At 68.3% G+C, this 14294-nt stretch carries 13 protein-coding genes and 3 tRNA genes; 6 read left to right on the top strand and 10 right to left on the bottom strand.

Annotation, left to right across the window (positions count from 1 at the left end; translation table 11 throughout):
• Positions 1–3: 3 nt before the first annotated feature.
• The 3 genes from nusG to DL991_RS35895 all read right to left on the bottom strand — a co-directional run bounded on the left by nusG (position 4) and on the right by DL991_RS35895 (position 1481).
• Positions 4–852: a transcription termination/antitermination protein NusG gene (gene nusG, locus DL991_RS35905; RefSeq protein WP_125788790.1), complete on the bottom strand. Its 849-nt coding sequence runs from the start codon at positions 850–852 to the stop codon at positions 4–6.
• 76 nt (positions 853–928) lie between these two features.
• Entirely contained in the window at positions 929–1381 is a 453-nt protein-coding gene (secE, locus tag DL991_RS35900; protein WP_007031001.1) for a preprotein translocase subunit SecE, read from the bottom strand.
• Between the two features lie 27 nt (positions 1382–1408).
• Positions 1409–1481, bottom strand: a tRNA-Trp gene (locus DL991_RS35895).
• Between the two features lie 206 nt (positions 1482–1687).
• Between DL991_RS35895 and DL991_RS35890 the strand changes: the two genes are divergently transcribed.
• Both DL991_RS35890 and DL991_RS35885 read left to right on the top strand, forming a co-directional pair.
• Positions 1688–2917: a pyridoxal phosphate-dependent aminotransferase gene (locus DL991_RS35890; RefSeq protein WP_125788789.1), complete on the top strand. Its 1230-nt coding sequence runs from the start codon at positions 1688–1690 to the stop codon at positions 2915–2917.
• Entirely contained in the window at positions 2914–3810 is an 897-nt protein-coding gene (locus DL991_RS35885; protein ID WP_125788788.1) for a TIGR03619 family F420-dependent LLM class oxidoreductase, read from the top strand. The genes DL991_RS35890 and DL991_RS35885 overlap by 4 nt, the downstream gene beginning before the upstream one ends.
• Positions 3811–3842: 32 nt before the next feature.
• Here the strand turns inward: DL991_RS35885 and DL991_RS35880 are convergent, their stop codons facing one another.
• Positions 3843–4058 carry a hypothetical protein gene (locus DL991_RS35880; RefSeq protein WP_125788787.1) on the bottom strand — a complete coding sequence of 72 codons (216 nt, stop codon included), beginning with the start codon at positions 4056–4058 and terminating at the stop codon, positions 3843–3845.
• A gap of 116 nt (positions 4059–4174) precedes the next feature.
• Here DL991_RS35880 and DL991_RS35875 point away from each other — a divergent pair, with 116 nt between their 5' ends.
• On the top strand, positions 4175–5107 hold the full coding sequence (locus tag DL991_RS35875) for an SGNH/GDSL hydrolase family protein (RefSeq protein ID WP_125789062.1): 933 nt from the start codon (positions 4175–4177) through the stop codon (positions 5105–5107).
• 336 nt (positions 5108–5443) lie between these two features.
• Here the strand turns inward: DL991_RS35875 and DL991_RS35870 are convergent, their stop codons facing one another.
• The 6 genes from DL991_RS35870 to DL991_RS35845 form a co-directional block, all read right to left on the bottom strand.
• Positions 5444–5848, bottom strand: coding sequence for a MaoC family dehydratase (locus DL991_RS35870; protein ID WP_125788786.1), 405 nt, complete (start codon positions 5846–5848; stop codon positions 5444–5446).
• On the bottom strand, positions 5845–6294 hold the full coding sequence (locus DL991_RS35865; protein ID WP_125788785.1) for a MaoC family dehydratase N-terminal domain-containing protein: 450 nt from the start codon (positions 6292–6294) through the stop codon (positions 5845–5847). The genes DL991_RS35870 and DL991_RS35865 overlap by 4 nt, the downstream gene beginning before the upstream one ends.
• Positions 6295–6382: 88 nt before the next feature.
• The gene (rpmG, locus tag DL991_RS35860) at positions 6383–6547 is read right to left on the bottom strand and encodes a 50S ribosomal protein L33 (RefSeq protein WP_005152047.1); all 165 of its coding nucleotides are present in this window, start codon (positions 6545–6547) and stop codon (positions 6383–6385) included.
• A gap of 45 nt (positions 6548–6592) precedes the next feature.
• A tRNA-Met gene (locus DL991_RS35855) sits at positions 6593–6665 on the bottom strand.
• A gap of 50 nt (positions 6666–6715) precedes the next feature.
• Positions 6716–6788: transfer RNA gene (locus DL991_RS35850), tRNA-Thr, on the bottom strand.
• Between the two features lie 78 nt (positions 6789–6866).
• Positions 6867–9482 (bottom strand): bifunctional diguanylate cyclase/phosphodiesterase, encoded by a 2616-nt coding sequence (locus DL991_RS35845; protein WP_125788784.1) that lies wholly within the window; start codon positions 9480–9482, stop codon positions 6867–6869.
• Positions 9483–9762: 280 nt separating this feature from the next.
• Between DL991_RS35845 and DL991_RS35840 the strand changes: the two genes are divergently transcribed.
• The 3 genes from DL991_RS35840 (at position 9763) to lon (ending at position 14158) form a co-directional block, all read left to right on the top strand.
• Complete coding sequence (locus tag DL991_RS35840) at positions 9763–10701, top strand: GNAT family N-acetyltransferase (RefSeq protein ID WP_125788783.1); 939 nt, start codon at positions 9763–9765, stop codon at positions 10699–10701.
• A 39-nt stretch (positions 10702–10740) separates the two neighbouring features.
• The gene (locus DL991_RS35835) at positions 10741–11589 is read left to right on the top strand and encodes an SAM-dependent methyltransferase (RefSeq protein ID WP_125788782.1); all 849 of its coding nucleotides are present in this window, start codon (positions 10741–10743) and stop codon (positions 11587–11589) included.
• 166 nt (positions 11590–11755) lie between these two features.
• On the top strand, positions 11756–14158 hold the full coding sequence (lon, locus tag DL991_RS35830) for an endopeptidase La (protein WP_125788781.1): 2403 nt from the start codon (positions 11756–11758) through the stop codon (positions 14156–14158).
• Positions 14159–14294 lie beyond the last annotated feature (136 nt).

The following is a 14294-nucleotide window of genomic DNA, read 5'->3' as shown; positions in this document are numbered from 1 at the left end:
CCGTCAGATCTTGGAGACCTGGTTGAACGACAGCTCGACCGGGGTCTCCCGGCCGAAGATCGACACCAGGACCTTCAGCTTCTGCCCGTCCACGTTGACCTCGGAGATCGTCGCGGGCAGCGTCGCGAACGGGCCGTCCATGACGGTGACCGACTCGCCGATCTCGAAGTCGACCTCGACCGCGGGGCCACCCAGCTGCGACTCGGAAGCGGCAGCCTCGCCCTTGCCGGACTTGGCGGGCGTGGCCGTCTCGACCTTGGGCGCGAGGAACTTGAGCACCTCGTCCACGGTCAGCGGCGACGGACGCGACGTGGCGCCGACGAACCCGGTGACACCCGGCGTGTTGCGCACCGCGCTCCACGAGGCGTCGTTCAGGTCCATCCGGACCAGGATGTAGCCGGGCAGCACCTTGCGCTGCACCTGCTTGCGCTGGCCGTTCTTGATCTCGGTGACCTCTTCGGTCGGAACCTCGATCTGGAAGATGTAGTCCTCGACGTCCAGGGTCTGGGTCCGGGTTTCGAGGTTGGTCTTCACCTTGTTCTCGTAACCCGCGTACGAGTGCACGACGTACCACTCACCGGGAGCGGCGTTGAGTTCCGCGCGCATCTTCGCGACCGGGTCGACGTCCTCGTCGGCTTCGGCGGCGGTGTCGTCGGCTGCGGTGTCGTCGGTCTCGTCGGACGCCTCTTCGGCCTCCGCGACATCTCCGGCTTCGTCGACCTCGTCGCCTGCGGCGGGCACCTCGACGGAGTCCAGGTGCTCGGACTGCTCGTCGCCGAGTGCCGCGTGCACCTGCTCGTCGGAAAGCTCGGTCAGCTCATGACCGGCTGCTGTGCCGTTGTCGGAGGTCACGTTCCGTCCTCTCAGTTGATCGGTTGCCGTGGCGCAGGCCACCGTGCGATGCGCTCAAGCACCGCGAACGGCTGCCTCAGCTGCCGAAGACGGCACCGACGACCTCTTTGAAGGCCAGGTCGAGGCCGCTCACCAGCGCCACCATGAACACCACGAAGACCAGCACCACCGCGGTGTAGGTGACCATCTGCTTGCGGTTCGGCCAGATGACCTTGCGCAGCTCGGCCCAGACCTCGCGGATGAAGCGCATCAGCCGGGCGAAGATCGACGCCTGCTTCGGCTTGCGGTCGCGCTTCGGAGTCGCCGTGCCCTTGGCGTCCTTGGACTTCTCGGTCTTGTCCCCGGCCTTCGCCTTGCCGGCGGGGCGGGTCTTGTCGTCCGACTTGGCGTCGGCCTTACCGGACGGGCGCGCGGACGCACGGCGCTCACGCCGGGCAGCGGCGGTCACCGGGCGGGACTGTTCGTCGGGCTTCTGCCCGGCGCCGTCCTGCGCCTTCTCACCGCTGGCGTCGCTGTCGCTCACGACCACTCCTCCGCCTTCACCAGTTCGCTTACGCAGGGGTGACAGGACTTGAACCTGCAACCTGCGGTTTTGGAGACCGCTGCTCTGCCAATTGAGCTACACCCCTTTGGAACCCCGATGCTCTGGAGCTCCCGAGGACGCATTCCATCGTCCCCACCGCCGTGGCGGGGATGACCGTAGTGCGTTCCGAGACCAGAAGTCTACGGCAACCCCGGAACAGCTTCGCAACCGCGCCCCTCAAAGCGGCGCGGAGCAGCCTTCCGCGAGGAAACTCCCCCACGGCCGACCCCATGATCGTGCCACGATGTCGCCATGAGCGCTCCCGCACCCTCGCCTTCGCCGGCTTCCCGCGTCTCGGCCCGCATCGGCGGCATCACGCCGTCGGCCACGCTGGCTGTCGACGCGAAGGCCCGGGCGCTCAAGGCGCAGGGTCGTCCGGTGATCGGCTTCGGTGCCGGCCAGCCGGACTTCCCCACCCCGGCCAACGTGCTCGAAGCCGCCGAAGCGGCCGTCCGCGACAAGGTCAATCACGGCTACACCGCCGCGGGCGGGCTGCCGGAGCTGCGTGAAGCGATCGCGGCGAAGACCGTGCGCGACTCCGGGTACGAGGTCGACCCCGGCCGCGTCCTGGTGACGAACGGCGGCAAGCAGGCGGTCTACTCGGCGTTCGCGACACTGCTCGACCCGGGCGACGAGGTGCTGCTGCCCGCGCCGTACTGGACGACGTACCCGGAGTCGATCGCCCTCGCCGGAGGGGTCCCGGTGCAGGTCACGGCCGACGAGGCGACGGGCTACCTGGTCACCGTCGAGCAGCTCGAAGCCGCCAGGACGCCGCGCACGAAGGTGCTGCTGTTCGTGTCGCCGTCGAACCCGACCGGCGCGGTGTACCCGCGCGAACAGGTCGAGGCGATCGGGCGCTGGGCGCACGAGAACGGCCTCTGGGTCATCACCGACGAGATCTACGAGCACCTGGTCTACGACGGTGCCGAAGCGCCCTCGATGCCCGTCCTGGTCCCGGAACTCGCCGACCGGACGATCGTGCTCAACGGTGTCGCGAAGACGTACTCGATGACGGGCTGGCGGGTGGGCTGGCTGCTCGGGCCGCAGGACGTGGTCAAGGCGGCGACGGCGTACCAATCGCACTTGTGCGGCAACGTTTCGAACGTCGCGCAACGGGCCGCGCTGGCCGCGGTGAGCGGTCCGCTCGACGCCGTTCACGCGATGCGCGAAGCGTTCGATTCCCGGCGAAAGAAGGCACTTTCACTGCTTTCCGAGATCCCGGGAGTGGAGACTCCGGTGCCGCTCGGCGCTTTCTATGTTTACCCCTCCCTGAAAGCCTTGCTGGGCAAGGAGATCCGCGGTGAACGGCCGGCCGACACGGCCGCGTTGGCCGATCTGATCCTGCGCGAAGCCGAAGTCGCCGTGGTGCCCGGCGAGGCGTTCGGGACGCCGGGGTACTTCCGGATCTCCTATGCGTTGAACGAAAACGATCTCGCCGAAGGGATCTCCAGGATGGGCCGGCTGCTCACGGAAGCACGGTGACCGTGATGCGCCTGGGAATCGCCCTTCCGCAGTACGGTCCCCTCGCTTCCCTGGACGCCGTCCCCGGTTTCGCCGCGGCCGCCGAGGAACTCGGATACGAGTCGTTGTGGGTCGGGGATCGGGTACTGGCCCCGGTCTCACCGTCGGACTTCTACCCCGGCGGCACCCCGGAACGGCCGTACCCGCCGGAGTTCGTCACGTTCGCGGATCCGCTGATCCTGCTGACGGTTGCCGCGACCGTCACCCGACGGGTCCGGCTCGGCACCAGCACGCTCACCGGGACGGTGTATCCCGCCGTGGTGCTGGCCCGGATGCTGACTTCACTGGATCAGGTGAGCGGCGGCCGGCTGGATGTCGGGCTGGGCACTGGCTGGCTTCGCGACGAGTACACCGCGACGGGCACGCCATGGAAGGGCCGAGGCAAGCAGCTGGAGGAGCTCCTCGACGTCCTTCGGGAGTTCTGGACCGGCGATCCGGTCGAGCACGAAGGCGAACGCTGGCGGATCCCGGCGTCGAAGGTGGGGCTGCGACCGGCACAGAATCCGCATCCGCCCGTGTTGCTTGGTGGGCTTTCGGCGGCGGCACTGGACCGCGTCGGCCGCCGCGCCGACGGCTGGTTGCCCGCCGGGCTGCCCGCGCCCTATCTCGCGAAGCTCTGGGAAACCGTGGTGAGCGCGGCCGAGAAGGCGGGCCGCGACCCAGGTGCGCTGCGGCGGGTGCTGCGGATCAACCCGAAACCCGGCACCGACCTCAAGGACGTCGCCGCGCAGCTGGCGGCGGCCGCCGAAACCGGGATCACCGAGGCCTTCGTCGACCCGCACTACCTCGCGCGAGACGTCACCCATGCCCTCGATCTCGCCGCCGAGCTGCGCGACCTCGTCCCGACAGCCTGAAGGCCCTCCCCGCCGGGAAGGGCCTTCAGAAGTCAGGATTCGCCGTCGGCGAGCTGAATGAGTGCGTGGGCTTTCGCGGCGTACTTCCAGTTGCCGAGGTCCCGGATCGTCTTGATCTTGAGCTCCGCGAGGAGCTCGTCGTGCTTCTTGGTCAGGCCCTCGAGCGCGGACGGCGGGGCGTCGAGCAGCTCGCCGATGCTTTTGTCCTCCCACGCCTTGTCGACCAGCTTGTTCAAGTTCAGGCTCACGTTTTCGCCTTTCCTCGGTGCCAGGTACCCGCCCACCTTGGATGTGATCCACGTCTCACGCAACCCGAGATCACCCGTTCACCCGAGCTTCACCGACGGTCGGACCGATGACAAAAGTGACCCAGGTCGCGTACAACGAACGGGTGACGCGGCGGAAAACTGGCGGGGGCTGCCTCTTCCTGGTGATCGTGCTGTCCGTCCTGGGGATCGCCTACCACCTGTGGGAGCGTGGAACGTCGGTGAGACCGGCGGGGGTCACCACTTCGGAGGGCTCGGGCCGGTACGTGGCGCTGGGGGATTCCTATACGGCTTCGCCGGGCACCGGACGGCCCGTGGGCGCGCCGGCGGGCTGCGACCGTTCGGACAACAACTACCCGAGCCTCCTGGCCGCGAAGCTGCGTCCGGCCGAGTTCGTCGATGCCAGTTGCGGTGGCGCCACGACCGAACACCTCACCGGCGAGCAGAAGACCCGTGACGGCACGAACGCTCCGCAGCTCGACGCCATCAATGGCGACACGACGCTGGTGACCGTCGGGATCGGCGGCAACGACGTGGGCTTCGTCGGGTTCGCGAGCCAGTGCGCGACGCAGCAGCAGACGGCTTCGCCCTGCAAGACCCAGCTGACCGCGGGCGGCCGCGACCAGCTCGTCGAGCGGATCACCGCGGCGGCGGACCGGCTCGGCGGAATCCTGGACCAGATCCGCTCGAAGGCCCCTTCGGCGCGCATCGTGGTCGTCGGGTACCCGACGGTGCTTCCGGACGACGACGCCGGTTGCTGGCCGGTCCTGCCGGTCGGCGCGGGAGACGTGGCCTACTTCCGCGACTCGCTGAAGCGGCTGAACACGGCGCTGCAGGAGACGGCGAAGGAGCACGAAGCGGGCTTCGCCGATATGTCGACCGCGAGCAAGGGACGGGACATGTGCAGCGCCGCGAACCGGCGATGGGTCGAAGGCCCCGCGCCTTCGGTGCCCGCCGCGCCACTGCACCCGAACGCCCGGGGCGCTGAAGGCATGGCGGAGGTCATCGAGAAGCTGCTCAGGCTCGCTTGAGGTGTGGTGGCTCGCGCCCTTGGCGGGGTCCGCGCTTGGCGGGGTCCGCGCTTGCATGACTGGACCTGTCACGCGGGACTGTGTGGATTTCAGGTCATCCAACGCCTCAAAATCCACACGGTGGGCGTCATTGGTCCGGTCATGCGCCTTACAGCCGCTTAAGCGCGCGAAGCAGGCTTTCTTAAGCTCGCGAAGCACCTTCGCGTCCCTACGCGAGCCACCGCAGGTCTCCTCAAGTGCCGCTGACCTGCGGAAAGAGAGCAAGGGACCTTTGCTCTCGCTTGCTTAGGCATGCTAAGCGACGCTAGCAAAGGTCCCTTGCTATCACTTTCGAGGTCAGGCGCGGACGACCGCCTGCGCCTTGCCCAGGACGGCCTTGCCCTCGAACTTGGCGGTGATGTCGATGCGAGCGGTGCCGTCGTCGTTGACCACGGCGACCTTCCCGGTGAACTCGATCGTCGCGGCGCCCTCGTTCGGCACGACCACGGGGCGCGTGAAGCGCGCGAAGTAGTCGACGAGGCGGCCGGGGTCGCCGAGCCAGTCGGTGACGAGCCGCGCCCCGAGCGCCATGGTCAGCATCCCGTGCGCGATGACGTCCGGCAGGCCGACCTCCTTGGCGAAGGCCTCGTTCCAGTGGATGGGGTTGAAGTCCAGCGAAGCGCCGGCGTAGCGCACCAGCTGCTCCCTGGTGACGTCGACGGTCAGCGGCGTCAGTTCTTCTCCGGCGGTGAACGTGCTCACGCGCCCTCCCCTCGGACCACGAGCTGGGCGTACGTGGTGGCGATCGGGCCGCCGTCGGCGCCGGAGATCTCGGCGCGCAGGTTGATGAAGTCGTTCCCGGCGCGGGTCATGATGTTGTCGATGTACGTGGTGAGCGACAGGACGTCGCCCGCGTGCACCGGCCGCGTGTAGGTGAACCGCTGGTCGCCGTGGACCATCCGCGAATAGTCGAGACCCAGCTCCGGGTCGGAGACGATCGCGTTGATCGAGGCGAGGTTGATGATCGTGAGGAACGTCGGCGGCGCGATGACGTCGGGGTGCCCGGCCGCCTTCGCCGCTTCGGTGTCGCGGTAGAGCGGGTTCGTGTCGCCGAGCGCGTCGGCGAACTCCCGGATCTTCTCGCGACTCACTTCATAGGTACTGGTCGGCGGGTACACCCGCCCGGTGAACGACTGGTCCAAGGCCACCCGAGCAGGCTACCGAACCCCGAAATGCCCGAAGCCGCCCTGGTTGACCAGGACGGCTTCGGGTGAGACAGGTAGAACCGCTAGACGCTCAGCGGGTCTCTTTGTGAGTCCGGTGCGTACCGCAGTTCGGGCAGAACTTCTTCATCTCCAGGCGATCCGGGTTGTTGCGCCGGTTCTTCTTGGTGATGTAGTTGCGGTGCTTGCACTCCTCACACGCGAGCGTGATCTTCGGTCGCACGTCAGTGGCAGCCACAGCATTTCCTTCTCTACTAGGCCTGGGATACCCAGGATTACCGCGTAGCGGTGGCCGGACTTGAACCGGCGACACAGCGATTATGAGCCGCTTGCTCTGCCAGCTGAGCTACACCGCCCTTACATAACCCTGGCCGCGACACGCAGGCGTGACGCGGCTGAGGTTGCGAGCCCCTTTACGGAATCGAACCGTAGACCTTTTCCTTACCATGGAAACGCTCTACCGACTGAGCTAAAGGGGCCTTGCCTCTCGCGAGGACTTGGAAAGATTACCAAGTCCTCGAAGGGGTCGGAACAGGGGGGTGGTTAACCGCGAAACCTCAGGTCAGCAGGGTCAAAACGGTCTCGGAGTGTCGTCCGGGCGAGCGCGCCGTGCGGGCTTGCAGCCACGCCTCCAGGCGGTCCTCCGGCAGCGGCCGCGAGATGAGGTAGCCCTGTGCCACGTCACATCCCATCGCCTCGAGCTGATCCCGCGCGACGTCCTCCTCGACGCCCTCCGCCACGACCGTGAGGCCGAGCGAGTGGCCCAGTTCGACGATGGAGCGCACGACGGCGAGGTCGCCGAGGTCCGTGCCCATGCCGAGGACGAAGCTCTTGTCGATCTTGACCTGGTCGACCGGGAGCTGCCGCAGGTACGCCAGCGACGAGTAACCGGTGCCGAAGTCGTCGACGGCGAGCACGATGCCCAGGGAGTGCAGTTCCCGCAGGATCGGCAGCGCCTTCTGTGGGTCGGACATCACACCGGACTCGGTGAGCTCGAAGGTGAGCAACTCGGGCGGGATGCCGAAGCGGTCGAGTTCGCGGGCGACCTTCGTCGGGAAGTCCTCGTCGGCAAGGTTCCGCACCGACAGGTTCACGGCGGCGGAGATGCGCAGGCCTTCGTCGAGCCACTTCCGCACGCGCTTCAACGACTCTTCGAGCACGAACGACGTCAGGACGCCGATGAGGCCTGCCGCTTCGATCGCCGGGACGAACTCGTCCGGGCCGAGCCTGCCGAACTCCGGATGCACCCAGCGCACGAGCGCCTCGACGCCCTGGATCTGCCGGTTCGGCAAGGTGATCTTCGGCTGGTAATGGACGCTCAGCTGGCCTTCTTCGAGCGACTGCCTGAACTGCGTGACCATCTGGAACCGGCGCATGAAGATCTGGCCCATGCTGGCCATGTAGCCGCGGACCTCTTCGCCGCCCTTGGTCGCGCGGACGGCGACGTCGGCGCGTTGCAGGAGCCCGTCGACGTCGACCTGGTCGTCGTCTTCCGCCGACGAGGTGGCGTAACCGATCATCGCGTTGGCTTCGACGGAGAGCCGGTCCACCGGGTACGGGGCGACGAGTTCCGCGCGAAGCAGCTCCGCGGCGGCCTGGGCGCGTTCCGGCGCGCAGCCGACGAGGAGCGCCGCGAAGGACGCGCCTTCGAGCCTGGCGAGCGGGACGTCGGGGCCGAGCGCGTCGCGGATCCGGCGGCCCGCGGCGATGACCATCCGATCGGCCCACACGTAGCCGAGGGCGTCGCTGACGGTGGAGAAGACGTCGAGGTCGACCCGGAGCACGACCGCGTCGACCTGTTCCCGCAACGGTTCCTTGGCGACCTGGCGGAAACCCGGCCGGTTGAGCAGGCCGGTCAGCGGATCGTGGTAGGCGTCGTGGCGCAGGGTCGCGAGCAGGCGCCGGTTGTCCAGCGAGGTCGCGAGGTGGCTGGCCATCGTGCCGAGCAGCTGGACGTCGTACTTGCCGAAACCACGCCAGCGGGACAGCCTGTCGTGCGCTTCGACGACGCCGAGGAGCTGGTTCGCACTGCGCAGCGGCACGACGAGCGCCTCCTGCGCGCCGCGGTCGAGCAACGCGGAGCGGACGTCGGGATTGGCTTCGGTGATCCGGAAATGCCGGACGTGCGCGCCGGGCAGGCGCAGCAACGGGTCGTCTGCGGCCGGGTCGACGGGCGGGAGTTCGTCGCCGGCGACGACCATCCGCATGGTGTCCTTCGGTTCCAGCCGCAGCCTGAGCACGACACGGCCGGCGGCCAGCTGATCCTTGATGCGTTCGGCGATGGTCGCCCACTCGCGGACGTCGACGCCGCCGACGAGTTCGTCGGCTCGTCCGGCGGGCCGCGCGGCGGCCTGTTGACCGGATCGCGCGACCATCAGGCTGACGTCGGACAACGCTTCCATGTCGCGCTGTTCGCGGAGCAGATCCGAGTACGCCCAGTACAACGCGGTGAGCCCGAGGAAGACGGCCAGCACGAGCGGCCAGGCCTTCGGCGTACCGGAAATGACCAGATAACCGGAAAGACCGACCGAAGCGTTGACGAAGCCGACGACGAGGATGCGGCCGGTCAGCCGGATCGCGGTGCTGACCCGCATCCGGCGGCGCAGCACGCGGACGGCGGCGAGCGCGAGCAGCGTGCTGACCAGCGGCGCGGTCAAAGTGCCTGCCAGCGCGGCGATCCAGGTCATGTCGTGGGCGCCGGAGGCCTGTTTCACCAGTCCTGCCACGGCGAACGCGCCGGTGATCTCCAGCAGGAAGGCGCCGGCGTTGTAGAGGACGCGGCCCGCGACCTTGCGGGCCAGCAGTGTTCCGATGCCCGCCGCGAGATGGGCGGCGAGCACGACTTCGAAGGGAGCGACGAAGAATCCGATGACCAGCGGGATCTCGGTGAACGAGATCGTCCACGAGATGCCGCTGCGGACGTCGACGTTGATGCCGAGCTGTTCGGCGAGCAGGAACGCGAGCGCGAGGATCGGCCCGATCCACAACAGATCGTCCGAGGCCTCGAAGTCCAGCCAGAGGCTGACCGCGGCCGCGGCGGCGATGCCCATGGTGAGTACCGCGAAGGTGTAGACGCGGAACCGTCGCTCGTCGGTACGAGCCTCCGTAACGGCGCCTCCCTTGCCCGCTGTCGCCTGTGCGGCGCTCCCGGGCCTGCCGTTCGTGTCCGGCATCCGACCTTCCTTCCCGGCTGCCCAACCGGTCTTGTCCCACCGCGACCTCGGGGACGAGGGCAATACAGTACCCCGGAGGGCGTACCCAAGTCCCATTCGAGACAGTATGAGATCACCCCAGGGTTAACAATGGGCGCGTCGCGCTGACCTGCGTGGACCAAGGGGTGAAATGGGAGCGTTATTCGCGTTCCTTCCGACTACCGGAAGTCACCTGACGCCACACCCCGGCCAATCTCGTGAAGTTCCCTGCGGACCCGTCAGTAGGGGCTTCAATAGCCCTATGAATAGCCACGCCATCGCCGCCGGGCATGCCGAGCGGCTCGCCACCGTGGACGCCCTGCTCCCCGAAATGCCTGCACTGGAGCCTGCCGAGGGCGCCGTGTCACTCTCCGCAACAGAAGGCGACTCGGCCGCCGCCGGATTGTCGGTACGGACTGAAGCGGGTCCCGATTCTGCTGACTCTCCGTGGCGGGCCCTCGTCGAACATCGCCTCGAAGCGCGGCTCACCGGCCCTCGCCCGGAAGCGGCCTTTGACGCATTACTCACCCGATGGGATGAACATCTGAAGACCGTGGCCCCACCAGGGGATGTCGAGACGGCGGCGACCGTGGTGCGGCCGAGCCGGGACTCCCCCGGCTCGGCCGAATTGCTGCGCCGCGGCTTCGCGCCCGTGCTGGTGATCGCGGTCCGCCCGGCCGACCGGCTCGCCGTGACGGGACCGCCCGCCACTCCCGGAGTGCACATCCGGCCCGCCGAAGCGGATGATCTCGAAACCGCCGTCGGACTCGAACTGGAATTGCAGCGTTACGACGCGCAGTTCGGTTCTGTCACCTTGCGCGAGGGCGCGGAGGAAACGATCGCCGCGGACCTGTCGAAACACCTGGGCCGGGAGAACCCGACGTTGTGGATCGCCGAGTTGTACGGCCGGGCGCTGGGCATGGTGCGGGTGCAGTTCCCCGGCGAGACGGCGTGGGTCAGCGGCCGGGTCGCGGCCGACCGGGTCGGCTACCTGTCGTCGCTGGCGGTGGCCGAACCGGCGCGTTCGAGCGGGGTGGGGACGGCGCTCGCCGCGCACGCGCACCAGATCTTCGACGAATGCGGCACCGAAGCCGTGCTGCTGCACCACGCTCTGGCCAACCCGCGCTCGACACCGTTCTGGTACGCGCAGGGCTACCGGCCGCTCTGGACCTACTGGCAGCGGCGGCCGGCGGTCTACTGATCCCGATAAGCTCTTTCACAGAAGGATCAGGGGGTTTCTGTGACGAGGGACGATGACGCGGCCCCGGTGGCACCCACCGGGGTCGACACCGAAAAGCCGTCCGCGGCGAGGATCTACGACTGGTTCCTCGGCGGGACCCACAACTGGGCGGTCGATCGCGAGTTCGCCCGCGCGCTGGAAAAGCAGTGGCGGTGGGTCAAACCGGGTGCGCGGCACAACCGCGAGTTCATGAACCGGGTCGTGCGCGCCGCGCTGAACGCGGGAATCCGGCAGTTCATCGATCTGGGTTCCGGTGTCCCGACAGCCGGGAACGTGCACGAGATCCTCCAGGAGGAACTGGAGCCTGGTGATACGGCGAAGGTCGTGTACGTCGACTACGAGCCTGTCGCGGTGGCGCACGCGGAGCTGATCCTCGAGCGGCACGAGGCGACCGACTGGGCCGGGATCGTCCACGCGGACATGCGGCGGCCGAAGGACGTCCTGCGGCATCCGGAGACGTTGCGGCTGATCGATTTCGAGCAGCCGGTGTGCCTGATGATGATGGCCGTCCTGCATTTCGCCGGGCCACACGACGATCCGCCAACGCTGGTCGCGACCTACCGCAACGCGCTGGCGCCGGGCAGCTGGCTGGGGCTGTCGCATATGAGCTTCGGCGGCCAGACCGGCGAGGACGCCGACGGACTCCACTGGATGGTCGAGCAGTACCGGAAGACGAGCAACCCGGTGTGGATGCGGGACCGCGAAGAGATCGAGCCGCTCTTCGGGGACTGGCCGCTGCTGGAGCCCGGCGTCGTCCACCTGCCCGACTGGCGGCCGGTGCGGGACCTGCGACGGGACGAGGAAGGTGCCCGGCCGTTCGCCTGGTGCGGAGTCGCCGTCCACCCCTGACATCTGACCTCTGGCCGAAACGCGTCGCGTTTAGGGGGCTAAACGCGACGCGCCCCGGGCAGAGGTCGGAGGAGTGGGTGATCGCTGACGGCGAACGCGGAAAGGAAACAAACGGGTCGATCGGAGAGTTGAGCTAGGCAGACTCAACTAACCGAGGAGTGCACAGATGACCGACAACCGCCTCCTGCCCGTCCTCCCGCTCGATGACGACGTCGTGCTGCCGGGCATGATCGTCCCGCTCGACCTCGCCGACACGGAGACGCGGGCCGCGGTGGAGTCCGCCCAGGCCAACACGCCTGCCCAGGCTTCCTTCCCGGGGATCCGGTCCAGCGCCGCCACCAAGGCCGAGGTGCTGATCGTCCCCCGCGTCCACGGCGAGTACGCCGAACTCGGCACCATCGCGACCGTCGAGCGCATCGGGCGCGTGCCCGGCGGCAAGACCGCGGTGCTGCTGCGCGGCACCCGCCGCGCCGTCGTCGGCCGCATCGCCGACGGCCCCGGCGCCGCCCGCTGGGTGCACGCCGAGGTCGCCACCGAGACCACCGACGACAACTCGGCGAAGCTCGCGTCCGAGTACAAGAGCGTCGTCCTCGCGATCCTCCAGCAGCGCGGCGGCTGGCAGATGATCGACGCCGTCCAGGAGGTCGAGGACCCGTCCGCGCTCGCCGACCTCGCGGGCAACTCGTCGTACCTGAACACCGAGCAGAAGCTCGAACTGCTCTCCGCACTCGATGTTTCGACACGGCTCGAAAAGGCGCTCGAATGGAGCCGTGAGCAGCTGGCCGAACTCGAGGTCACCGACACCATCCGCAAGGACGTCCAGGAGGGCATGGAGAAGCAGCAGAAGGAGTTCCTGCTGCGCCGCCAGCTCGAAGCGATCCGCAAGGAGCTGGGCGAACTCGACGGCACGGCCAACGACGACGACTACCGCGCCCGCGTCGAGGCCGCCGAACTGCCGGACGCGGTCAAGAAGGCCGCACTGTCCGAAGTGGACAAACTGGAGCGGACCTCCGACCAGTCCCCCGAGGGCGGCTGGATCCGCACGTGGCTGGACACCGTCCTCGAGCTGCCGTGGAACGAGCGCACCACCGACGTCCACGACATCGCCGCCGCGCGAGCCATCCTCGACGCCGATCACGCCGGTCTCGACGATGTGAAGGAACGCATCATCGAGTACCTGGCCGTGCGCAAGCGTCGCGCGGAATCGGGGCTCGGCCCGGTCGGCGGACGACGTTCGGGCGCGGTGCTGGCGCTCGCCGGCCCTCCCGGGGTCGGTAAGACGTCGCTCGGCGAGTCCGTGGCGAAGGCGATGGGCCGCAAGTTCGTCCGCGTGGCGCTCGGCGGCATCCGCGACGAGGCCGAGATCCGCGGTCACCGTCGCACCTACGTCGGCGCGCTGCCCGGCCGGATCGTCCGTGCCATCAAGGAAGCCGGTTCGATGAATCCGGTCGTGTTGCTCGACGAGATCGACAAGGTCGGCGCCGACTACCGCGGCGACCCGACGGCCGCGCTGCTGGAGGTGCTGGACCCGGAGCAGAACCACACGTTCCGCGACCACTACCTCGAGGTCGAACTGGACCTGTCCGACGTCGTGTTCCTCGCGACGGCGAACGCGCTCGAGACCATCCCCGGCCCGCTGCTGGACCGGATGGAGCTGGTCTCCCTCGACGGCTACACCGAGGACGAGAAGGTCACCATCGCCCGCGACCACCTGCTTCCCCGTGAGCTGGACCGCGCCGGTCTCGGCAAGGACGACGTCACGCTGACCGACGGCGCGTTCAGCCGCATCGCCGCCGAGTACACGCGGGAAGCCGGGGTGCGCAACGCGAACCGGACCATCGCGAAGGTGCTGCGGAAGGTGGCGACCAAGGTCGCGCTGGACGAGGTCGAGCTGCCGCTGACGATCGACGCCGACGGGCTCGAAACCTACCTCGGCCGCCCGCGGCACCTGCCGGAGTCTTCGCTGCCCGCGTCGACCCAGCGCACGTCGACCCCGGGCGTGGCGACCGGGCTGGCCGTGACCGGCGCCGGCGGTGACGTTCTCTACATCGAGGCGTCGCTGGCGGATCCGGAGTCGGGCTCGACCGGGCTGCAACTGACCGGCCAGCTGGGTGAGGTGATGAAGGAGTCGGTGCAGATCGCGTTGTCGTACCTGCGCTCGCGCGGCGCCGAACTGGAACTTCCGGTCGCCGACCTGAAGGACCGCGGCATCCACGTGCACGTCCCCGCGGGCGCGGTGCCCAAGGACGGGCCGAGCGCCGGCATCACGATGACGACCGCGCTGGCATCCCTGCTTTCGGGCCGGGTCGTGAAGTCGGACGTCGCGATGACCGGTGAGGTGTCGCTGACCGGACGCGTGCTGCCGATCGGCGGGGTCAAGCAGAAGCTGCTGGCCGCGCACCGGGCGGGGATGAAGACGGTGATCATCCCGCAGCGCAACGAGCCCGATCTGGACGACGTCCCGGCCGAAGTGCTGGCACAGCTGGACGTCCACGCCGTGGCGAACGTCCGCGACGTGCTGGACATCGCGTTGGCCCCGGCGACGGCTCCGGTCGCTCAGGCGGCGTAACAGCGCGAGGCCCGACAGCCCTGAAGCCCCGGATCCCGCCAAGGGTCCGGGGCTTTCGGCATTCCGGAATCCGGACGAACCCGGACATTGACTCGCCTTAAACTCCCTATCACGTTTTGATAACGTGTATTGCGTG

Origin of the sequence: Amycolatopsis sp. WAC 01375 (assembly GCF_003947325.1) — a bacterium.
Taxonomy (GTDB): domain Bacteria; phylum Actinomycetota; class Actinomycetes; order Mycobacteriales; family Pseudonocardiaceae; genus Amycolatopsis.
Note: the sequence above shows the minus strand (reverse complement) of the source record. Positions and strands in the feature narration are given on the sequence as shown.